General features: G+C 52.3%; 22 protein-coding genes. 11 read left to right on the forward strand and 11 right to left on the reverse strand.

Translation table 11 applies throughout. The features are described 5' to 3' along the window. Positions 1–120 precede the first annotated feature (120 nt). The 7 genes from tssD (at position 121) to HV334_RS16815 (ending at position 5,798) form a co-directional block, all read left to right on the forward strand. Positions 121–1,860 (forward strand): type VI secretion system tube protein TssD, encoded by a 1,740-nt coding sequence (gene tssD, locus HV334_RS16790; protein ID WP_153690601.1) that lies wholly within the window; start codon positions 121–123, stop codon positions 1,858–1,860. After that, positions 1,847–2,131 carry a bacteriocin immunity protein gene (locus HV334_RS16795; RefSeq protein WP_153690602.1) on the forward strand — a complete coding sequence of 95 codons (285 nt, stop codon included), beginning with the start codon at positions 1,847–1,849 and terminating at the stop codon, positions 2,129–2,131. The genes tssD and HV334_RS16795 overlap by 14 nt, the downstream gene beginning before the upstream one ends. Before the next feature lie 236 nt (positions 2,132–2,367). Continuing rightward, a protein-coding gene (locus tag HV334_RS16800) for an IS3 family transposase (protein ID WP_131020090.1) occupies positions 2,368–3,515 on the forward strand; the annotation gives its coding sequence in 2 pieces (ribosomal slippage) (positions 2,368–2,617 and positions 2,617–3,515; 1,149 coding nt in all). Between the two features lie 64 nt (positions 3,516–3,579). Further along, positions 3,580–3,864: an HNH endonuclease gene (locus HV334_RS25500; protein WP_323741284.1), complete on the forward strand. Its 285-nt coding sequence runs from the start codon at positions 3,580–3,582 to the stop codon at positions 3,862–3,864. Next, positions 3,865–4,140 (forward strand): bacteriocin immunity protein, encoded by a 276-nt coding sequence (locus HV334_RS16805; RefSeq protein WP_153690603.1) that lies wholly within the window; start codon positions 3,865–3,867, stop codon positions 4,138–4,140. 76 nt (positions 4,141–4,216) lie between these two features. After that, a complete protein-coding gene (locus HV334_RS16810; RefSeq protein WP_181220665.1) occupies positions 4,217–4,621 on the forward strand; it encodes a DUF2251 domain-containing protein in 405 nt (134 codons plus the stop codon). A gap of 130 nt (positions 4,622–4,751) precedes the next feature. After that, entirely contained in the window at positions 4,752–5,798 is a 1,047-nt protein-coding gene (locus HV334_RS16815; protein WP_016156000.1) for an AbrB family transcriptional regulator, read from the forward strand. Here the strand turns inward: HV334_RS16815 and nei are convergent. Genes nei through ybgI form a run of 8 tightly spaced genes read right to left on the reverse strand, consistent with a single transcriptional unit; the run spans position 5,795 to position 12,090 of the window. Beyond that, positions 5,795–6,586 carry an endonuclease VIII gene (gene nei / locus HV334_RS16820; RefSeq protein ID WP_047497737.1) on the reverse strand — a complete coding sequence of 264 codons (792 nt, stop codon included), beginning with the start codon at positions 6,584–6,586 and terminating at the stop codon, positions 5,795–5,797. The genes HV334_RS16815 and nei overlap by 4 nt on opposite strands. A gap of 14 nt (positions 6,587–6,600) precedes the next feature. Further along, on the reverse strand, positions 6,601–7,245 hold the full coding sequence (gene pcp / locus HV334_RS16825) for a pyroglutamyl-peptidase I (RefSeq protein WP_016155998.1): 645 nt from the start codon (positions 7,243–7,245) through the stop codon (positions 6,601–6,603). 9 nt (positions 7,246–7,254) lie between these two features. Further along, on the reverse strand, positions 7,255–8,250 hold the full coding sequence (locus HV334_RS16830; RefSeq protein WP_016152277.1) for a DUF979 domain-containing protein: 996 nt from the start codon (positions 8,248–8,250) through the stop codon (positions 7,255–7,257). Beyond that, positions 8,247–8,969: a DUF969 domain-containing protein gene (locus HV334_RS16835; RefSeq protein WP_003831395.1), complete on the reverse strand. Its 723-nt coding sequence runs from the start codon at positions 8,967–8,969 to the stop codon at positions 8,247–8,249. The genes HV334_RS16830 and HV334_RS16835 overlap by 4 nt, the downstream gene beginning before the upstream one ends. A gap of 55 nt (positions 8,970–9,024) precedes the next feature. Further along, positions 9,025–9,759 (reverse strand): 5-oxoprolinase subunit PxpA, encoded by a 735-nt coding sequence (pxpA, locus tag HV334_RS16840; RefSeq protein ID WP_053388605.1) that lies wholly within the window; start codon positions 9,757–9,759, stop codon positions 9,025–9,027. Further along, the gene (pxpC, locus tag HV334_RS16845; protein ID WP_047497731.1) at positions 9,749–10,681 is read right to left on the reverse strand and encodes a 5-oxoprolinase subunit PxpC; all 933 of its coding nucleotides are present in this window, start codon (positions 10,679–10,681) and stop codon (positions 9,749–9,751) included. Before pxpC ends, pxpA begins: the two co-directional genes overlap by 11 nt. Further along, positions 10,675–11,331 carry a 5-oxoprolinase subunit PxpB gene (pxpB, locus tag HV334_RS16850; RefSeq protein WP_181220666.1) on the reverse strand — a complete coding sequence of 219 codons (657 nt, stop codon included), beginning with the start codon at positions 11,329–11,331 and terminating at the stop codon, positions 10,675–10,677. Before pxpB ends, pxpC begins: the two co-directional genes overlap by 7 nt. A 15-nt stretch (positions 11,332–11,346) precedes the next feature. Beyond that, a complete protein-coding gene (gene ybgI, locus HV334_RS16855) occupies positions 11,347–12,090 on the reverse strand; it encodes a radiation resistance protein YbgI (RefSeq protein WP_181221912.1) in 744 nt (247 codons plus the stop codon). A 289-nt stretch (positions 12,091–12,379) separates the two neighbouring features. Here ybgI and dtpD point away from each other — a divergent pair, with 289 nt between their 5' ends. Further along, the gene (gene dtpD, locus HV334_RS16860; protein ID WP_016155995.1) at positions 12,380–13,861 is read left to right on the forward strand and encodes a dipeptide permease DtpD; all 1,482 of its coding nucleotides are present in this window, start codon (positions 12,380–12,382) and stop codon (positions 13,859–13,861) included. Between the two features lie 49 nt (positions 13,862–13,910). Here dtpD and HV334_RS16865 read toward each other — a convergent pair whose 3' ends face one another. The 3 genes from HV334_RS16865 to HV334_RS16875 form a co-directional block, all read right to left on the reverse strand. After that, a complete protein-coding gene (locus HV334_RS16865) occupies positions 13,911–14,825 on the reverse strand; it encodes an Rpn family recombination-promoting nuclease/putative transposase (RefSeq protein ID WP_181220667.1) in 915 nt (304 codons plus the stop codon). A 161-nt stretch (positions 14,826–14,986) separates the two neighbouring features. After that, positions 14,987–16,405: a deoxyribodipyrimidine photo-lyase gene (gene phrB, locus HV334_RS16870; protein ID WP_181220668.1), complete on the reverse strand. Its 1,419-nt coding sequence runs from the start codon at positions 16,403–16,405 to the stop codon at positions 14,987–14,989. Between the two features lie 124 nt (positions 16,406–16,529). Continuing rightward, a complete protein-coding gene (locus tag HV334_RS16875; RefSeq protein ID WP_003022870.1) occupies positions 16,530–16,736 on the reverse strand; it encodes a YbfA family protein in 207 nt (68 codons plus the stop codon). 308 nt (positions 16,737–17,044) lie between these two features. Between HV334_RS16875 and kdpF the strand changes: the two genes are divergently transcribed. From kdpF to kdpB, 3 genes are read left to right on the forward strand one after another with little or no spacing between them, the layout of a single operon-like run. Then, on the forward strand, positions 17,045–17,134 hold the full coding sequence (kdpF, locus tag HV334_RS16880; protein WP_001670793.1) for a K(+)-transporting ATPase subunit F: 90 nt from the start codon (positions 17,045–17,047) through the stop codon (positions 17,132–17,134). Then, complete coding sequence (gene kdpA, locus HV334_RS16885; RefSeq protein WP_016152269.1) at positions 17,134–18,813, forward strand: potassium-transporting ATPase subunit KdpA; 1,680 nt, start codon at positions 17,134–17,136, stop codon at positions 18,811–18,813. Before kdpF ends, kdpA begins: the two co-directional genes overlap by 1 nt. A gap of 20 nt (positions 18,814–18,833) precedes the next feature. Then, positions 18,834–20,882 carry a potassium-transporting ATPase subunit KdpB gene (gene kdpB, locus HV334_RS16890; RefSeq protein WP_016152268.1) on the forward strand — a complete coding sequence of 683 codons (2,049 nt, stop codon included), beginning with the start codon at positions 18,834–18,836 and terminating at the stop codon, positions 20,880–20,882.

Genomic DNA, 20,882 nt, shown 5'->3' on the forward strand with positions numbered 1-20,882 from the left:
TTAAATCCATCCTAACCCCACTCTATTTAATATAGCATTAATCGCTAATACGTTATTTGATTTTTAAATTCATTAGTTATTTAATCCAGCACGATAAAAACCAGCGCTGGATTAAATGACATGGGCGACCTTATTTATCTGAAGGTAACAGGTGAGCAACAAGGCGAGATCTCTTCTGGTTGTGGTACCGACGCATCGGTAGGCAACCGCTGGCAGGAAAATCATCCTGATGAGATTTTTTCTTTTTCACTCTCTAACGGATTAGTTGGCACAGGTTCTGGTATTAATACCCATGCGCTAAGATTCGAAAAACTAATTGATAAAAGTACGCCATTATTTATTAATGCCATCAATAATAATGAATTTCTGTTTATTGAAATTGATTTCTGGAGAATAAACAGATTTGGCAGATGGGAACGCTACTATTACATTCAATTAAGAAATGCTTCGGTAAAAAGCATACAAACATATGTGACCCTAAATGAGCTTGATACCGAAGAAATTGCGGTATCGTATGACTATATTCTTTGCAAGCACCTGATTGCCAATACGGAGTTTGACTACCTGGCGTTTCCTGCTGAGTACAACCGTTTGTTTATACCGCTTCGCAATCAGCCGACTAGTTCGATAATACCCGTTGCGAAACTCCCTTTCCCCCCAGCACCACACATTCCTGCGGTCACGCCGGTCTATGCCAAATCATGTCTGAAAGAGAAAGGCTGTACAGACGCGGGGAGCAGTGAAGAATCGGCTGAAAACTTCGGACAGATGGCGATTTTCGCACAATCATCCGTCGATGATTGTTGCGGATATGCACAGCCCGCAGAAGCCTCGGTCGCACTGCCGATCTTAGGTGGACTGACGCAGGTGTGGGGCGAGTGGTCTCTCAGTGGCATTCTCAGCGCCGCACGAGGCGTTCCTTATATCGGGGCGCTGGCTTCCGCACTGTATATACCGTCCGCTGGTACGGGCAGTGTACGCGTTCCCGGACGCGATGAGTTCTGGTATGAAGAAGAGTTACGGAAAAAGGCGCTGATCGGCGGCACGGCCACAACCCGGGTTCGTTTTTTCTGGGGAACCGACATTCACGGTAAGTCGCAAGTATACGGCGTGCATACCGGCGAAGGAACTCCGTATGAAAACGTGCGCGTTGCGAATATGGAGTGGAATGATGAACATCATCGCTATGAATTTACGCCCGCCCACAATGTAGATGGGCCGTTAATTACCTGGACGCCGGAAAATCCTGCTACCGGCGATTTACCCACACATACGGGTAGCAATGTTCCGCCGCTTGATCAGACAACGATTCTGGTGACGCCAATTCCGGATGGCAAAAATGAGTACACCACGCCACCGTTCCTGGTGCCGGATGTCGCCGATTTTAACGATTATATTCTGGTCTTTCCGGCCGATTCAGGCATTCAGCCGATATATGTATACCTGAAAACAGCCCGGGACGAACCCGGTACGGCAACAGGCTACGGTGAAACTTTATCCGGAAATGGTCGTTGGCTTGAGGCCGCCAGTTCAGGGCTGGGAGCGCCGATACCTGCACAGGTGGCGGATAAGCTGCGAGGAAGAATGTTTCGCAACTTTGACCATTTCAGAGAAGAATTCTGGCTTGCGGTGTCAGAATGCCCTGAGCTTATGAAGGATTTTAAACCTTCTAACCAAACCCTGATAAGAATGGGGTTAGCACCATATCCTACTCCTTCAGAGCAGGTAGGCGGCAGAACGACTTTTGAACTTCATCACTTAGAAGAAATCCAGCATGGCGGAGAAGTGTTTAATATGGATAATATATACATTACCACTCCTCGCTTACATATAGGAATACATAAAAATGCTAATAGATAATGAAAAAACAATAATCGATTACACTGAGTCAGAGTTCATTGCTCTGCTATCTAACTTTTTTGAGAATAAATATGGGCTAAATGCCAGGGATTTTGGTAAATTTATCGATGACCTACAACTACATGTAGTCAAAATCACCCAGCACCCACTTGGTAATGGACTGATTTTTAATACACCAGATGAGATTGAATGTTCACCCTTAGGAATATTTAAGGAAATAAAAAAATGGAGAGCATCTCATGGCTTAGCGTTATTTAAAGATTCCAAATAAGCGATATATCAAGAGATATCATAACATTCAAAAACTGTCTGAAAGTTTACACTGAGTCTAAAACTTTGGAGTTCTTAAATGAGTTTTTTGCAGCGGACCCGAAGGGGCGAGGCCCATGGATGGGCCGAGTAACAAAGCCAACGCACCTGCAGCTTGAAGTATGATGGGTATAATGAATCGCCACGGGTTTAACAGACACCTCAGAGTCATTTAAGATGGCTTAAAGAGAGGTGCCCATGAGCGGTAAGCGTTATCCCGAAGAGTTTAAAACTGAAGCAGTCAAACAGGTTGTTGATCGCGGTTATTCTGTTGCCAGCGTTGCAACACGTCTCGATATCACCACCCACAGCCTTTATGCCTGGATAAAGAAGTACGGTCCGGATTCTTCCACTAATAAAGAACAGTCAGATGCTCAGGCCGAGATCCGCCGTCTCCAGAAAGAGCTGAAACGGGTTACCGACGAACGGGACATATTAAAAAAAGCTGCGGCGTACTTCGCAAAGCTGTCCGACTGAGGTACGCCTTTATCCGTGACAACTCCTGTTGCTGGCCTGTTCGCCTGCTCTGTCGGGTGCTGGATGTTCATCCCAGTGGTTTTTACGCCTGGCTTCAGCAGCCGCATTCACAACGCCATCAGGCAGACCTGAGACTGACAGGACAGATTAAACAGTTCTGGCTGGAATCGGGATGCGTCTATGGTTATCGCAAAATCCATCTGGATCTGCGTGACAGCGGGCAACAGTGCGGAGTAAACAGAGTCTGGAGACTGATGAAACGTGTCGGAATAAAGGCTCAGGTCGGATACCGAAGCCCGCGGGCACGTAAAGGCGAGGCCAGTATCGTGTCACCCAACAGGCTCCAGCGACAGTTCAATCCGGATGCTCCTGATGAGCGTTGGGTAACGGACATAACCTACATCAGGACCCACGAAGGCTGGCTGTATCTTGCCGTTGTTGTTGATCTGTTCTCACGCAAAATTATCGGCTGGTCCATGCAATCCCGGATGACAAAGGACATTGTCCTGAACGCACTGCTGATGGCTGTATGGCGGCGTAATCCCGAAAAACAGGTGCTGGTTCATTCGGATCAGGGCAGTCAGTACACAAGCCATGAGTGGCAGTCGTTCCTGAAATCACACGGCCTGGAGGGTAGCATGAGCCGTCGCGGTAACTGCCATGATAATGCGGTTGCAGAAAGTTTTTTCCAGTTGTTGAAACGTGAACGGATAAAGAAAAAGATCTACGGAACGCGAGAAGAAGCCCGCAGTGATATTTTTGATTACATCGAAATGTTTTATAACAGTAAGCGTCGGCATGGTTCTAGCGAACAGATGTCACCGACAGAATATGAAAAACAGTATTATCAACGGCTCGGAAGTGTCTAGATTATCCGTGGCGATTCAAAACAGTATTAGAGGAGACTATTCGACTAGTTAAAAGGCAGATACGCTGCGAGGAAGAACGTTTCGCAACTTTGACCATTTCAGAGAAGAATTCTGGCTTGCGGTGTCAGACTGCCCTGAGCTAATGTCACAGTTTAAAAAATCGAATCAGACAATAATTAGAGATAAGGGATCACCATTCGTTATTGAAGAGGAAGCCGTTGGAGGACGAGATGTCTATGAGTTGTATCACATAGAACAAATCCAACACGATGGACCTGTTTACGACATGGATAACTTACGAGTAAACACGCCACGCAACCATATTCGCATTCATAAAGAGGAGAAATAGATGTTTAAAGAACGCTTAGAAAACTATACAGAAGCAGAGATGTTAGATTATCTTCGTGAATTCTTCGAAAACCCGCAAAAATTAGAAGGAAAAGCCCTGACGGAACATTTTAGTCAATTAGCAAAACATTTAATTAAAATTACTGCTCATTCTGAAGGCAGGGATCTTATCTTTAACCCACCTGAAGACAGAGAGGATTCACCCGAGGGTGTCTTGAATGAAATCAAAAGATGGCGTAAATCCCAGGGATGCCCATTATTTAAAGAATCAACCTAAAAATTTCAAATCAAGCAGTTAAATTATCAATATCAATAATAAAACAGCGTAATTTTATACATCCAGAGAAATTAAAATGACAATAACGGTTACGGTTCAAGCTCAACTCATTGTCGGTGAAGCGCAGGTAATAGAAAGTTTGGCCCCAGAAGGTTCTTACACGGCTGTATTTGAAGATGATGGCCAAACCGGGTATTTCTATGCGCTTGATGACTCTTCAGACGGAAATCCTATCAAAGATGCACTACATATTTACAATGCAGAAGACGTATCAGATGGCCATATCCCATCGGATTTGAAGATCGGTTGGTCAGAAGACAGTAAGAAATGTGTGTTGCTAATAAATGGTTATCCACACGGCGTGTTTGATTTTGAATCTAAAAATGGATACTGCCGGAGCGGTTTTCCTCCTCCAATCAGTCAGGAATGGTCTATCTTCGGACATGCCTGGAATGATGCTGTCGACGATTATTTCAGATAGCAAGCATATCGTTTTATTCACAGGTTCACCGTTTAGTCCGTTTTTATTGATACCTGATATTTTTTTCAGCGGGCTTTTTCTCTATGCTGTATCAATACGTTAAACGCAGCATATAACTCAGGAGCATGGGATGCCTGTTTTGCAATGGAGCCTGTTGTTTCTGCTATCGCTCCTTCTTTCCCTGTTCTTTTTGTTTATACACCTTCCAGGACCGCTGCTGCTCGGTTCGATGATCGTCGGCATCATATTCAGTATGCGCGGCATCTCACTGCACCCTCCCCGCTGCACATTTCTTGGCGCGCAGGCGATTCTCGGCTGCATGATTGCCCAAAACCTGACGGGCTCAATCTTGACGACCCTTACGGCCCACTGGCCGATGGTGATTATCATCCTGCTGGCGACCCTTATCAGCAGCGCGGTAATCGGCTGGCTGCTGGTTCGCTACAGTAACCTACCGGGAAACACCGGTGCATGGGGCTCGTCACCTGGCGGTGCGGCGGCAATGGTGGCGATGGCGCAGGAATATGGTGCCGACATCCGGCTGGTGGCGTTTATGCAGTATCTGCGCGTACTGTTGGTGGTTGGTGCGGCGGCACTGGTCACCCGAGTGATGATGGGCGACCAGGCCCAAACGGTCAGTGAGCAAATCGTCTGGTTTCCGCCGCTGAGCAGCAATCTGTTCAGTACCCTGGCGCTGGCCGCCGTTGCCGGTACGGCCGGGCGTCTATTGCGTATCCCCTCTGGCGTCATGTTGCTACCGATGTTGGCAGGCGCATTGCTGAATGCCGGTGGCGTGATGGTGATCGAACTGCCGGAATGGCTGCTGGCGATTGCCTATATGGCCATCGGCTGGCAAATCGGCCTGGGTTTTGACAAGCAGATCTTTTTAATGGCGTTGCGCCCCTTACCGCAAATCCTCTTGTCCATTTTTTCACTGATGGCGATCTGCGCCGCTATGGCCTGGGGACTGGCGCATTACATGCAGATAGATTTTCTTACCGCCTATCTGGCGACCAGTCCAGGCGGCGTGGATTCTGTTGCGGTGATTGCCGCGGGGAGCCACGCCGATATGGCGCTGATCATGGCGATGCAAACCCTACGGCTATTCAGTATTTTATTGACTGGCCCGGCGGTGGCGCGGTTTATTTCGCTACACGCGCCAAAGCATCCCGCTTAGTGCTGACATCCCGGACACCAGTAAAAGGGTCGTGAAGAGAGCGTCGTTTTTTCGATGATTCCGCCACAGCGCTCACAGGCTTCACCATCCCGGTGAAAGACCTTAAAGCGAAACAGCGCGCCGTGATGTTTATTCTCATCCACCAGCCCGCGGGTGTTATAGGACAAACGAGGAATATCAAGCAGCGCATGCGCCAGCGCATCCAACTGCTCATCTCCGAGCATCGACGCTTTATGCTGCCCGGTCAGCCCTACTTGCCACAGAATCTCTACTCGCAGGTAGTTACCTAATCCCGCCAGAAACGCCTGGTCCAACAGCAGGCCAGAAAACTGGCGATTGCGAAAACGCGGGGATAACAGACGCGCTTTCACGTCATCGGGCGTTAAACGTAAATCCAGGACATCCGGCCCAACCCGTTGCAGGAACGGGTGGGTAGCGAGCTGTTCCGGCGTCAGCATGTCGATATCAGAGGCGCTATAGAGCAGAATAGTTTTGTCGTGTGTTTGCAACCTGACACGCAGTACCCGCGAAGTCTGCGGTATTTTGCCGGTATCCACCACTCGCCACACGCCATAGAGCTGATTGTGGCTGTACAGCGTCAATCCATTAGAAAAATGGGTCAGCAATGCTTTACCCCGCGTTTCAAGCTGGGTAACACTCTGCCCAATCAGTTGAGATTGATACGGTTTTAGCTGCTCAAAGGCAAACCAGACATCGGTCAGGGGTTTGCCTTTGACTGCCGCCTCCAGGTTATCCGCCGCGCGGCGGATCTCCGGGCCTTCAGGCATAATACTGTCCTTTTTTAATGTGTTGCACCGCCCGTCACTGCGATATCACTCTCCACCTGCAACGCGGTGGCAATCGCAACTTCCAGCGCCCGGCGCACCGTGTCCGCTGCCATACTTGGCGCCCCGGGGTGCTGTGCAGCCTGTTGCGGCAAATAAGGGATATGAATAAATCCTCCCTTCACCGCCGGAACGTCACGTAGTTTATGCAGTAGGCCATACATCACGTGGTTACAAACGAAAGTGCCCGCGGTTTGGGAAACCGAAGCCGGAATTCCCGCGTTGCGCATGGCAACAACCATCGCTTTGATCGGCAACGAACTAAACCATGCTGCCGGACCATCGGCCACAATCGGCACATCTACCGGCTGTTGACCCTGATTATCCGCAATACGCGCATCGTCAACGTTGATCGCCACGCGCTCCACGGTGACATCCGTGCGCCCACCCGCCTGCCCCACCGCCAGCACCAGTGATGGCGACAGCGCGTCAATCGCACCATTGAGTACGGCAAGAGACTCGCCAAAGACGCACGGCAGTTGGCGGGCAACGACGCGGCATCCGCCGATGATAGCATTGTCGAGGCCCGAGACCACTTCCCAGGAAGGGTTAACTGACTCGCCGCCAAAGGGTTCAAATCCCGTGATGAGTACTGTTTTCATCCTGTCACCTTACAAGAACATCAGGAAATACATCAGGAACACGTTGACCAGCAGCAGCAGTATGCCGGTTGGCACCTGCGCTTTAATCACCGCGTTTTTATCCGGCAGCTCCAGCAGCGCTGCAGGAACAATGTTAAAGTTTGCCGCCATCGGCGTCATTAACGTCCCGCAATAGCCAGAGAACATGCCAATTGCCGCCATTACTGCCGGATTGCCGCCGTGCTGCAGCACGAGGATCGGAATCCCAATTCCGGCGGTCACGATCGGGAAAGCGGCAAACGCATTGCCCATGACCATCGTCAGCAATGCCATGCCGAGGGTGTACACCGCCACTGCGATAAAGCGGCTATCCACCGCCAGGTATTCTTGCGTTAGCCAGGAAATACCGCTGCCTACGCCCGCTGCCGTAAACAACAGCCCGAGCGTGGCCAAAATCTGCGGCAGGATGAACGCCCAGCCGATGGAGTCCAGCAGACGGCGCGCCTCCTGAATCGGTTGGTGAACCCGCTCATGGGTCATTTTTATCGCCATCGCCAGACCAATCAACGAGCCTGCGGTCATGGAAAAGAGCGTCACCAGCGTGGCGTGATTACCCGGCCCAAACAGCGCATCCTGTAAGCCCGGAATATGGTTGAACATCAGCACGCCAATAACCGTTACCACCGGAATTGCCAGCGCCGGGAAAAACAGGCGGTTACCCAGACGACTGGCGCTTTCTTCGCGCTGTTGCTGCGTTCGTTGATGGTAGCTTCCCAGCTTCACGCCGCCAAAACCGGCGATCAGGGCCAGCACGACCACCGCAACGCCAACGGCAATATGCACCGTGCGTTTGTCGCCAAACAGCGAGTATGTCCAGTCGCCAAGCAGAAACAGTACGCCATATATGCCCCAAAACAGGCCGGTGGTGAAGCGACGCGGGTTCGCTTTGTCCTGCCAGGACATCAGCGCCACAATCAGTAATACCGCTCCCGCCAGCCAATAGAGATAGCTTTGTTGAAAATTCATTTCGCTTCACCTTTCGCTGCGGCATTCGCTTTCGCCACCTCACGTTGCAAATAGCTATCCAGACGCCACAGACGCGTACCGTGGATCAGGAATGCACAAATTGCCGTTGGGATCCCCCACAAGGCAATATGCAGCGGTTCGGTCTGGATCCCACCAGACTCCAGCATAAAGTTGTGCATAAAAATGATGGCGCCGAAGGCAACAAAGATATCTTCACCGAAGAACAGTCCGACGTTATCGGTCGCAGCTGACATGGCGCGCAGACGATAGCGTACCGCCCCAGGTATCTCGCCGTGATTTTTCTCTGCGGCCCCTTCCGCCATCGGCGCCAGCAGCGGACGCACCATCTGCGGATGCCCCCCCAGACTGGTCAGCCCTAACGCAGCGGTCGCTTCGCGAATGAACAGATAGACAATAAGCAGACGACCACTGGTGGCGCTGCGGATTTTTGCAATCCACGCCTGAGCACGCTCTTTGAGTCCGTGGCGTTCCAGCAGGCCAATAACCGCCAGCGGGATCAGCAGGATAAATGGCAGGTTGCGGGTGTTAAGAAAACCTTCACCCAGCTTCTCAAGGATAGTGGCGATCGGCATATGCGCCGCCAGCCCCGTGACGATCCCGGCAATAATGACCACCAATACCGGGTTAAAACGTAAAAGAAATCCGACCACGATGACGGCGATCCCCGTCAATGGCCAGAGAGAAATTACCTCTCCCATAATTCAGTCCTGTATATGTTGTTGTGTAATATATTATTGTTTTATATGAATAAATTTATGCGCTAATTTGAATATTGCATGCATTGAATGCGGCTCGCAAGCGACGGGCAAAAGCGAGTGCGTGCTCACCATCCCCGTGAATGCATACCGTCTGGGCTGTCACGCTCGCCCACGTTCCACTCTGGCTTTTTACTCTGCCGGATTGCACCATTTCTAGCGTTTGCGCCAGCGCCTGCTCTTCATCCTCAATCAATGCGCCCGGTTGGCTGCGCGGCACCAGACTGCCATCCGCCTGATAACCCCGATCGGCAAAAACCTCCTGACGTGTTACCAGACCATAGCGTTCTCCGGCACGAATCAGTTCGCTTCCCGCCAGCCCTACCAGAACCAGCGACGGATCGCAGGCATACACCGCTTGAGCAATAGCATCCGCCAACTGAGGATCTTTCGCCGCCTGGTTATAAAGCATACCGTGCGGTTTAACATGACGCATTACGCCGCCCTGCGCACGCGTGATGGCAGCCAGCGCACCAATTTGATACAGCGTCTGCGCATACACCGTTTCCACAGGCAGGGTCATGGCGCTACGGCCAAAATTTTCCCGATCCGGAAAACTCGGATGCGCACCTATCGCTACGCCATTTTTTAGCGCTTCGCGCACGCTTAAAAGCATCGTCTGCGCATCACCGGCGTGAAACCCACAGGCGATGTTGGCTGATGACACCAGTTGCAGCAGCGCTGCATCGTTAGGGCATCCCTCACCGAGGTCTGCGTTGAGATCAATTTTCATTGTTAAGTCGCCATGTTAACTGTTCCAGATAACGCTGCCGATCCTGGCGCGCCTTAAGCGCTTCCTCCAGCGAACACTGCACAAAATGAATCGGCTGGCCGAGCGGGATCTGCGCCAGATGATACATATCTGCTTCGATGATACAGGCGATACGCGGATAGCCGCCCGTCGTCTGAGCATCGTTCATCAGCACGATGGGCTGACCATTATGCGGAACCTGCACTACGCCAGGGAGCAAACCATGCGACAATAGCTCGCGATCGGTCGTGCGCGTCAGCGACTGCCCCTGCAAGCGATACCCCATACGGTTGCTTTGCGGACTCAGCTGCCACGGGGAGCGCCAGAAAGAAGCCTGCGATACTTCGTCAAACTCCTGGTATTCAGGCCCGGGGAGCGCACGAATGTGGTTGCCCCACATCAGCTGTTTTACGCCCTGCGGCCCGCTGAATTGCCGGGTCGATGCGCCAATTGGCAGCCGATCGCCATCGCGCAGCAGACGCCCTTCCAGCCCGCCAATTCCGACTTTGAGATCGGTACTGCGCGACCCCATTACTTCGGGCACATCAAAACCGCCCGCTACCGCCAGATAGCTGCGCATGCCGTGGTGTGGACGTTTTAGCGTCAGACGCTGCCCGGCTTTCACCGGCAGCCGCCATCCGCTCCATACGGGAGTACGATCCAGGTGCGCTTCACATCCCGCTCCGGTCAGGGCAAACCAGCCATCGGTTTCAAATTCCACCACCAGTTGCCCCAGTGTGATTTCCAGCGCAGCGGCATTCGCATCATTACCCACCAGCAGATTAGCAACGTTCAGCGCCGGTTTATCCAGCGCGCCACAGTGACTGATTCCGGATTGACGAAAACTATGGCGTCCCCCGTCCTGTACTGAGGTGTACATGCCAGCGCGAATGATGTTTAACATATCCCCTCCTTCTGCGGGACAAAACGCACGGTATCGCCAGCCCGTAACAGAATCGGCTCCTGCCGTTTTGGATCAAATAACGCAACGGAGGTACGGCCAATCAATTGCCATCCACCTGGCGTGGAAAGCGGATAGACCCCCGTTTGGGATCCGCCAATACCCACAGAACCTGCCGGAACAAGCAGACGCGGTTCCGCACGCCTCGGAGTATGGAGCGATTCAGGTAAGCTCCCGAGATAGGGAAATCCCGGCTGAAAACCGATAAACCACACCACATAATCAACCGACGCATGAAGTTCGACGACCTGCTTGTCGCTTAATCCACTGTGCCGGGCGACCTCAGCCAGATCGGGGCCGAACTCACCGCCATAGGTCACGGGAATTTCAATAAAGCGCGAGTCCGGCTCCAGCGCCTCACTCTCTTCCCACCAGCGCTGCAGGCGTTCAATCGCATCCAGCGCCAGCGTTTTCGGTTCGCGCAGGGTAACCGTGATATTGTTCATTCCCGGAATAGCTTCCAGCACATTCGGGGCATCAACCAGACGCTGGGCCAGACGCCAGATGCGTTTCTGAGTCGCCAGCGTAATGGGAGGTTCCAGCTCAAGAACCACCGCACTTTCACCTAACAGATAACAACGCGCTCGCTGCACTTTCGTCCCTCTTTATTACGCTGGATTAGGAATATCGATAAAGGTTACGTCCAGATCGGTATTTTCATTCAGCCATTCGCTCAATGCGCGAATGCCGCCGCGTTCGGTCGCATGGTGACCAGCAGCATAAAAATGCAACCCTTGCTCGCGGGCTGAGTGAATGGTTTGCTCTGAAACTTCACCGGTGATAAAGGCATCGACACCAAACCGGGCTGCGCTATCAATGAAACTCTGCCCCCCCCCTGTACACCAGGCGACGCGCTGAACTTTTTCCGACCCGGTATCACCGCACCATAACGGTTTACGGCCTAAACGCGCTTCAATCCACGATGCCAGCTCCAGCCCCGGAACCGGCATGGAGAGTTCTCCCCATGGCACCAGCGGCTCGATTTCACCCATGACGGTGATCCCCAACAGCGCTGCCAGCTGCGCGTTATTACCCAGTTCCGGGTGAGCATCCAGCGGCAGGTGCCAGCCATACAGGTTGATATCATTTTCCAACAGCGTTTTCAGACGATGGCGCTTCATACCGCGAATAACCGGAGATTCGCCTTTCCAGAAATAACCGTGATGAACGATGACCGCATCCGCCTGCAGGCGTACCGCCTCGTCCAGTAACGCCTGACTTGCGGTCACGCCGGTCACGATTTTATGCACCGTCTCTTTGCCCTCAACCTGCAAACCATTCGGCGCATAGTCGCTAATGGCGGCGCTGTTCAGTTTGTCGTTGATCAGTTGTTCCAGTTCGGTGTTTTTCATCATCGTCCTCGTAGTCATAAATTCTGCCTGCCCAATCAGCAACACAGCTTAGGTTAAAATAGCGTTCCCGCTTGCGTTCGTCGATAGACATTTCACTGACACATCAAGAAACAATCACACCCGATTTGAACGCAATTTGCTTACCCCCACGCGATCTAATTCATGTATATTTATGCAATCAGACAGCATATTGCAAAAATAATCAGATCTGTATCAAAGTTAAAACTTTAAGGAAACACACTCGCGCAGCACGTTCAGCCTGTTGCGAGGCATTTACTTCGAGAAAAGAATGAATAAACAAGCATCTCAACCACGGGCGATTTATTACGTCGTTGCGCTACAAATTTGGGAATACTTCAGTTTTTACGGCATGCGTGCATTGCTGATCCTGTATCTCACTAACCAGCTTAAGTACGACGATAATCACGCATATGAACTGTTCAGCGCCTACTGCTCGCTGGTCTACGTCACGCCCATACTTGGGGGATACCTGGCCGATAAAGTGCTCGGCAATCGAATGGCGGTGATGATCGGCGCATTTTTAATGGCAGTGGGGCATCTGGTATTGGGCGCCAGCGAAATGGCCCCGGCGTTCCTTTATTTGTCGCTGGCGATTATTGTCTGTGGCTACGGTCTGTTTAAATCCAACATCAGTTGCCTGTTAGGCGAGTTGTATCAGCCTGAAGACCCTCGCCGTGACGGTGGATTCTCTCTGCTCTACGCTGCCGGTAATATTGGTTCAATCATCGCGCCCATTGCCTGCGGCTACGTGCAGGAAGAGTACAGCTGGGCGATGGGCTTTGCGCTGGCGGCGATTGGCATGCTGGCGGGGCTGGTGATTTTCGTATGCGGTAATCGCCATTTCGCCCATACCACCGGCGTCAACAAGGCCGTCTTGTGTGCGAAAAAATATATGCTGCCAAACTGGGCCTGGTTGTTAGTTCTGCTGGTTGCAGCACCGCTGCTGATTACCGTTCTGTTCTGGAAAGAGTGGTCCGTTTACGCACTGATCGTTGCTACTGTTATTGGTCTGGCGGTTCTGGCGAAGATTTACCGCCAGGCGCAGACCCAGAAACAGCGCAAAGAGCTGGGGCTTATCGTTACATTGACCTTCTTCAGTCTGTTGTTCTGGGCCTTTGCTCAACAGGGCGGCAGTTCGATTAGCCTGTATATCGACCGCTTCGTTAACCGAGATATTCTGGGATATTCCGTCCCTACCGCGATGTTCCAGTCGGTTAACGCCTTTGCCGTTATGCTGTGCGGTATCGTGCTGGCCTGGGTGGTCAAAGAAAGCGTTAGCGGTAATCGTACCGTACGTATCTGGGGTAAATTTGCCCTTGGCCTCGGTTTAATGAGCGCCGGATTCTGTATTCTGACCTTGAGCGCCCGCTGGTCTGCGGCTTACGGTCACTCTTCCATGCCGCTGATGGTATTGGGGCTGGCGGTCATGGGCTTTGCCGAGCTGTTTATCGATCCGGTGGCTATGTCTCAGATTACACGTATCGAGATCCCAGGAGTGACCGGCGTATTAACGGGTATTTACATGCTGCTTTCCGGGGCCATCGCCAACTACCTGGCCGGCGTTATCGCCGATCAAACCTCACAAGGTTCGTTTGACTCAGCGGGCGCTATCAACTATTCCATCAATGCATATATTGATGTCTTTAGCGAAATAACCTGGGGCGCGCTGGCCTGTGTGGTGCTGGTACTGCTGATTTGGCTGTACCAGTCGCTGAAGTTCAGAAATCGTTCGCTGGCGGTAGAGTCCTGAGTTTACAGGCCCGATGATGTAATAAGATTCGGGCCTGTTTTTCTGGAGATTATGCATGGTTTACAGCCAAATCCGCTTCTGAAACACCGGTCACCAGTTTTACCATTTCGCGTTCTATTCCCTGTTCCAACATGGTTTGCGCTATACGTAATGCCGCTTCTTGTTTTCCTTGTTGTAGCCCTTGTTGTAGACCTTCCTGTAATCCATCTAACCGTAACCGCTCTGCAATAGTCATCAGCCTCTCCTTGTGTTGGGGGATCCGTTGTGCCATCTCTTGCATAAACTCATTAAAGCGAGATTCATCGCCAGATTGTAGAATGTAATTAAACATCGCCTGTAATTGCGTGTCATTAGCGCATCCAGTAAGTAGCAGCGTGGTCAGTTGCTCTACCAGCCCCATCAAATCCCGCCGACGGATATGTTTTTGCATTAATTCCAGCAGCGCCATTCGCCTGTGAGCCATGATCTCATCATCGGGTACTACCGTTATGTCCACCAACGGAAATGCGCTGGAATAAAGTTGTCTTGCCGCCACGGAGTCGGCAAAGGCATCCAGCCAGCACAACGAGTACGGATAGGGGCTTCGGCAGCCATGATAAAACAGCATCGGTATCACCAGCGGCAGTTCCTTATGCCCTGCGTCCAGATGGCGCTGCATCGCCGCCATCGCATAACGCAACAGACGAAAAGCCATATGCGGCTCGGCTGAACTTTGATGCTCTAAAACCACATAGACATAACCGTCGCCGTCGCGAGTGTGCAAAGACCAGAGCACGTCGGAGTAGCGCGAACGTAAATCCGCTTCAATAAAGCTTTCTGACTCCAGCTTCAGCGAATTCAAATCGCAAAGCGTCCGCAGTTCAGCTGGCAGGTGAATGTCGAGAAAATCCCGCGCAGTTTCGGGATGATGTAAAAACGTTTTAAACACCGCATCGTGCGGTGTGGATGTCGTTGGCGTTGTCATTAATTTCCGTCATCTGAATGAAGATGACGGAAATTTACTGCTGAGGGAAAACTTATGCAGCAGGGTATTCACGGTACTGAGAGCACGTTTCAGCGCTAATAGCTCCCGACTGCAACATGTTCATTCTGCTGGAAGGCATTACGCAGAAATCCGTCACATACTTATCCCTTGCGCGCCACCTCATAGGCCGCCAGCGTCGCCAGTCTTGCTTGTTTATGATCGACAATCGGACGAGGATAGTTAAGCGTAACCTGCGCTTTTTCAGCCCATGTCCACGGATCATGAATGGCTTTACCCGGCACAACGCGCAGTTCCGGCAGCCACTGGCGGATAAACTCACCGTCGCGGTCAAATTTTTCGCCCTGAGTCGTGGGGTTAAAGATACGGAAATACGGTGCGGCGTCGGTCCCGGTTGAGGCCGCCCACTGCCAGCCGCCGTTATTGGCCGCCAGATCGCCATCGATCAGTTGCGACATAAAATATTGCTCGCCTTTACGCCAGTCGATCAGCAGATCTTTCACTAAAAAACTGGCCGTAATCATGCGTAATCGATTATGCATCCAGCCTGTAGCGTTGAGCTGACGCATCGCCGCATCCACAATCGGGTATCCCGTGTTCCCTGTTTGCCAGGCATGCAAATGTGCAGGATTATTCTGCCATTGCACGCGATCGGTCCAACGGATAAACGGTTGATGCCGACACAGCGCCGGATGGTAAGTCATCAGATGACGATAAAATTCACGCCAGATAAGTTCGTTCAGCCAGACGCTGCCTTCCCCTCCTTCAAGCGCCTGCGGCTGCTCCGCGAGCAGTCGATTCAGGCACTGGCGCGGCGACAATCCCCCTGTCGCCAGGCTCGCGGATAATCGACTGGTACCATCAACCGCAGGGAAATCACGCCGTTGCTCATATTCGCGCGCGGCCTGCTGGCAAAACTGGCGTAATTGCGCGATAGCCAGTTTTTCTTCTGCCACAAACCGCTGCGCATCAAAATCTTGCTGCGGATAGCTCAGCGTTATTGATGTTAACGGAGCGTCAAGAGCGCCGCTTTCTCTCACCTTCGGCGCGCTAACGCATTCTGGAACACCCTCTTTAATCCGCTTTAGCCAGGCATTTTTAAACGGTGTAAAGACTTTATACATTTCGTGATTGCCGGTCATGACCGCCCCCGGAGGCAAGATCACGCTATCGTCAAACCCTTCACACACCACATGGGGTAGTACCTTCTCAACGGCGACATCACGCTGACGTTCGTTTATTTCGTATTGATAGTTATAAAACAATCGGCTGACGCTATGCTGTGCGCAGACGTTTTTGACGGTTTCCACGCTGGTCGCAAAATCTGCAACTTCATCAAACAGAAGCGGGATGCCTTTTTCCGCCAGCGCCGTCTGCAACGCATTCAACTGCGCACTCACAAATGCCGCCTGACGTGGGGCCATTTCGTGCGCCTTCCACTGCTCAGGAGTAGAGATATATAGCGCGATGACCTGCGCAGTACGATCCCGACAAGCCGCCGCCAGCGCGAGGTTGTCATGCAGACGTAAATCACGTCGAAACCAGACCAGATGGGTGGTCATAATACTCCCGGATATAAATTAATCATTGCCACTCGTTATCTATTACACCGACAAGTGTAGACGTCGGCGCATAAAAAAAACCGCCACATTACTGTGAGCGGTTTTCTTGAGCAAGAACGATAACTTAGTAGAAATCGCAGGTGGCTTTTTCAGCCTGCTCCATCCACACCGGTTTATCACTGGTTTTAGACCAGACGCGGTGCAGGTAGCTGTAAAAACGAGCGCGGTCTTTCCAGAACAGCATGACCGGTAGCGCCAGCACGCCCGCCACTACGGCAAAGGTACGGCGCAAGAAAACAATGTGTGCTGGATATTCTTTATAAAAGTCCATAATCCTCTCCCATATATCTGTTCGGTGAATAGCACCGGAAAAATAAACTTGGTTAACTGATGAAAATAATACCGCCTTGTGTGTAATTTTGCTACTCATCCGACCACTTATTTTTATCTATTGATGCTCCGTTTAGCTTAAAACCGTAATTAAGTTACATAAAAGTTAAATTAATACTAACCATTAGTTAAATAATGGTTTTTGCCATTTTTATACTTTTTTTACACCCCAGCCGCTGATTTTTGCGAAATCTTTGCAAGCAAAAACCTACGCTCTGGTTATCACATTTATGCCACTGGAGGTGCACTGTGAGTGCAGGCGTGATAACCGGCATTGTGCTGGTCTTTTTATTATTAGGTTACCTGGTCTATGCCCTGATCAATGCGGAGGCGTTCTGATGGCGGCCCAAGGATTTTTACTCATTGCCAGTTTCTTGCTGGTGCTATTTGTCATCGCCAGACCGTTGGGATTTGGGCTGGCTCGACTGATCAACAATACGCCCCTGCCGGGTCTGGTTGGCGCGGAGCATTTACTCTGGCGCGGTCTGGGCATCTCGCAGCAGGAGATGAACTGGCGGCAGTATCTGCTGGCTATCCTTGCTCTCAATGCGCTGGGCCTGCTGGTCCTGTTTTCGATGCTGATGGCGCAAAACCTGCTACCGTTAAATCCCCAACAACTGCCAGGGCTTTCGTGGGATCTGGCGCTCAACACGGCGGTGAGTTTTGTCACTAATACCAACTGGCAATCCTATGCTGGCGAAACCACCTTAAGCTATTTCAGCCAGATGGCCGGGTTGACCGTGCAGAATTTCCTGTCTGCGGCGACCGGAATTGCGGTGATTTTTGCCCTGACCCGCGCTTTCACACGCCAGAGTATGAACACGCTGGGCAACGCCTGGGTCGATCTGGTTCGCATTACGCTGTGGATCCTCGTCCCTATTGCGTTGCTCATTGCCCTGTTCTTCATTCAGCAAGGTACGTTGCAAAACATATTGCCTTATCAGCCCATCACCACCCTTGAAGGGGTGAAACAGCTGCTGCCAATGGGGCCAGTCGCCTCACAGGAAGCGATTAAGATGCTCGGCACTAACGGAGGGGGGTTCTTTAACGCTAACTCATCGCATCCGTTTGAAAACCCAACCGCACTGACCAATCTGGTACAGATGCTGGCTATTTTCTTAATTCCCACCGCGCTGTGTTTTGCCTTTGGGGATGTGGTGGGCGATCGTCGTCAGGGGCGGACCTTACTGTGGGCCATGTCACTGATTTTTGTGGTCTGCGTTGCCGTCGTGATGTGGGCCGAAGTTCAGGGCAACCCGCACCTGATGGCATTCGGTGCCGACAGCAATATCAACATGGAGGGCAAGGAGAGCCGCTTTGGCGTGCTGGCCACGAGTCTCTTTTCCGTCGTCACCACGGCAGCATCCTGCGGGGCTGTCGATGCGATGCATGACTCCTTTACCGCACTGGGCGGCATGGTACCTATGTGGCTGATGCAGATTGGTGAAGTGGTCTTCGGCGGTGTGGGTTCAGGTCTGTACGGCATGCTGCTGTTCGTGCTGCTGGCGGTATTTATCGCCGGGTTAATGATTGGCCGTACGCCGGAGTATCTGGGTAAGAAAATCGACGTGCGCGAAATGAAAATGACCGCGCTGGCGATTCTGGTCACCCCTACGCTGGTCCTGCTCGGTACAGCGATCGCCATGATGAGCGATGCCGGGCGCAGCGCCATGCTTAATCCAGGTCCTCACGGCTTTAGTGAAGTCCTGTATGCCGTGTCGTCTGCCTCGAACAACAACGGTAGCGCCTTTGCCGGATTAAGCGCCAATAGCCCGTTCTGGAACTGCCTGCTGGCCCTGTGCATGTTCTTCGGTCGCTTCGGCGTGATCATCCCCGTGATGGCTATTGCCGGGTCGCTGGTCAGTAAAAAGATCCAGCCAGCAAGCCCAGGCACGCTACCTACCCACGGCGCGCTGTTTGTCGGGTTGTTAATCGGTACGGTGTTACTGGTTGGCGCTCTCACCTTTGTTCCTGCCCTGGCGCTTGGCCCGGTCGCAGAATACCTGTCATTACACTGAGTGATGCGGAGCACATTACTATGAGTCGCAAGCAACTGGCGCTGTTCGAACCCTCTCTGGTCGCACAGGCGCTGATGGACGCCGTGAAAAAATTAAGCCCACATACCCAGTGGCGTAACCCGGTGATGTTCATCGTCTGGCTGGGCAGTTTGTTAACAACCCTGTTAACGGTGGCGATGGCAACAGGTCATATGCAGGGCAGCCCGTGGTTTACCGGCGCGATAAGTCTGTGGCTGTGGATTACCGTTCTGTTCGCCAACTTCGCTGAGGCGCTGGCAGAAGGTCGCAGCAAAGCTCAGGCTAATAGCCTAAAGGGAGTCAAAAAAACCGCCTTCGCCCGCAAACTTCGCGAACCCAAATACGGCGCGGCAATGGATCACGTTCCTGCCGATGATTTACGGAAAGGGGATATCGTGCTGGTGGAAGCTGGCGATATTATCCCGTGTGACGGCGAGGTCATTGAAGGTGGCGCATCAGTAGATGAAAGTGCCATTACCGGTGAATCCGCGCCTGTGATTCGTGAATCCGGTGGCGATTTCGCCTCCGTCACCGGCGGGACCCGCATCCTCTCCGACTGGCTGGTTATCGAATGCAGCGTAAACCCCGGTGAAACGTTCCTCGACCGGATGATCGCCATGGTTGAAGGCGCGCAGCGGCGTAAAACGCCCAATGAAATCGCCCTGACGATCCTGCTGATTGCCCTGACCATTATCTTTTTGCTGGCGACCGCCACGCTATGGCCGTTTTCCGCCTGGGGTGGTAGTGCGGTCAGCATCACGGTGCTGGTTGCCTTGCTTGTGTGTTTGATCCCTACAACGATAGGCGGACTGCTCTCAGCGATTGGCGTCGCCGGGATGAGCCGCATGCTGGGCGCGAATGTCATCGCTACCAGCGGACGTGCAGTAGAGGCGGCAGGTGACGTAGACGTACTGCTGCTGGATAAAACCGGCACCATTACGCTGGGTAACCGTCAGGCTTCGGATTTTCTGCCCGCCCACGGCGTGGACGAAAAAACGCTGGCCGACGCCGCACAGCTTTCATCGCTGGCCGATGAAACGCCGGAAGGCCGCAGCATCGTGATCCTGGCAAAACAGCGCTTTAATCTGCGTATTCGCGACGTGCAATCTCTGCACGCTACCTTTGTGCCGTTTACCGCCCAAAGCCGGATGAGCGGCATCAACATCGACAACCGAATGATCCGTAAAGGGTCGGTCGATGCCATTCGTCGGCACGTTGAAGCCAACGGCGGCCACTTTCCCGCCGATGTGGAGCAGAAGGTCGAAAGCGTCGCTCGCCTTGGCGCAACGCCGCTGGTGGTTGCCGAAGGCTCCCACGTACTGGGCGTGATTGCGCTGAAAGATATTGTGAAAGGCGGGATCAAAGAACGTTTTGCTCAACTGCGCAAAATGGGGATTAAAACGGTGATGATCACCGGCGATAACCGCCTGACCGCTGCCGCGATCGCCGCTGAGGCCGGAGTGGATGACTTCTTAGCTGAAGCCACGCCGGAAGCCAAGCTGGCGCTGATTCGTCAGTATCAAGCGGAAGGTCGTCTGGTGGCAATGACCGGCGACGGAACCAATGACGCACCTGCCCTGGCGCAGGCCGACGTTGCGGTCGCCATGAACTCTGGAACCCAGGCAGCGAAAGAAGCAGGTAACATGGTGGATCTCGACTCCAACCCCACCAAACTGATTGAAGTAGTGCACATTGGTAAACAAATGCTGATGACGCGCGGTTCGCTGACCACTTTCAGTATTGCCAACGACGTCGCGAAGTATTTCGCTATTATCCCGGCCGCCTTCGCCGCCACCTATCCGCAGCTCAATGCGCTGAACGTGATGGGACTGCATTCGCCAGACTCGGCGATCCTCAGCGCGGTTATCTTTAACGCGCTGGTTATCGTCTTTCTGATCCCACTGGCGCTAAAAGGCGTGAGCTACAAACCTTTGTCCGCATCCGCGATGTTGCGCCGCAATTTGTGGATCTATGGTTTGGGCGGTTTGGTTGTGCCGTTTATCGGTATCAAAGCGATTGATTTACTGCTGACCCTGCTGGGTCTGGTGTGA

The sequence above is a fragment of the Citrobacter sp. RHBSTW-00944 genome (genome assembly GCF_013615435.1).
Lineage (GTDB): Bacteria > Pseudomonadota > Gammaproteobacteria > Enterobacterales > Enterobacteriaceae > Citrobacter > Citrobacter braakii.

Excerpts from the sequence above, each read along its gene's own strand:
- HV334_RS16875 (WP_003022870.1), bottom strand. The coding sequence starts at position 16,736 with ATGGACTTTTATAAAGAATATCCAGCACACATTGTTTTCTTGCGCCGT.
- HV334_RS16815 (WP_016156000.1), top strand. The coding sequence starts at position 4,752 with ATGCCTGTTTTGCAATGGAGCCTGTTGTTTCTGCTATCGCTCCTTCTT.
- pxpC (WP_047497731.1), bottom strand. The coding sequence starts at position 10,681 with ATGTTAAACATCATTCGCGCTGGCATGTACACCTCAGTACAGGACGGG.
- phrB (WP_181220668.1), bottom strand. The coding sequence starts at position 16,405 with ATGACCACCCATCTGGTCTGGTTTCGACGTGATTTACGTCTGCATGAC.
- kdpA (WP_016152269.1), top strand. The coding sequence starts at position 17,134 with ATGGCGGCCCAAGGATTTTTACTCATTGCCAGTTTCTTGCTGGTGCTA.
- tssD (WP_153690601.1), top strand. The coding sequence starts at position 121 with ATGGGCGACCTTATTTATCTGAAGGTAACAGGTGAGCAACAAGGCGAG.
- pxpA (WP_053388605.1), bottom strand. The coding sequence starts at position 9,759 with ATGAAAATTGATCTCAACGCAGACCTCGGTGAGGGATGCCCTAACGAT.
- kdpB (WP_016152268.1), top strand. The coding sequence starts at position 18,834 with ATGAGTCGCAAGCAACTGGCGCTGTTCGAACCCTCTCTGGTCGCACAG.
- pcp (WP_016155998.1), bottom strand. The coding sequence starts at position 7,245 with ATGAAAACAGTACTCATCACGGGATTTGAACCCTTTGGCGGCGAGTCA.
- HV334_RS16865 (WP_181220667.1), bottom strand. The coding sequence starts at position 14,825 with ATGACAACGCCAACGACATCCACACCGCACGATGCGGTGTTTAAAACG.
- HV334_RS16830 (WP_016152277.1), bottom strand. The coding sequence starts at position 8,250 with ATGAATTTTCAACAAAGCTATCTCTATTGGCTGGCGGGAGCGGTATTA.
- nei (WP_047497737.1), bottom strand. The coding sequence starts at position 6,586 with ATGCCTGAAGGCCCGGAGATCCGCCGCGCGGCGGATAACCTGGAGGCG.
- ybgI (WP_181221912.1), bottom strand. The coding sequence starts at position 12,090 with ATGAAAAACACCGAACTGGAACAACTGATCAACGACAAACTGAACAGC.
- HV334_RS16795 (WP_153690602.1), top strand. The coding sequence starts at position 1,847 with ATGCTAATAGATAATGAAAAAACAATAATCGATTACACTGAGTCAGAG.
- dtpD (WP_016155995.1), top strand. The coding sequence starts at position 12,380 with ATGAATAAACAAGCATCTCAACCACGGGCGATTTATTACGTCGTTGCG.
- HV334_RS16835 (WP_003831395.1), bottom strand. The coding sequence starts at position 8,969 with ATGGGAGAGGTAATTTCTCTCTGGCCATTGACGGGGATCGCCGTCATC.
- HV334_RS16805 (WP_153690603.1), top strand. The coding sequence starts at position 3,865 with ATGTTTAAAGAACGCTTAGAAAACTATACAGAAGCAGAGATGTTAGAT.
- HV334_RS16810 (WP_181220665.1), top strand. The coding sequence starts at position 4,217 with ATGACAATAACGGTTACGGTTCAAGCTCAACTCATTGTCGGTGAAGCG.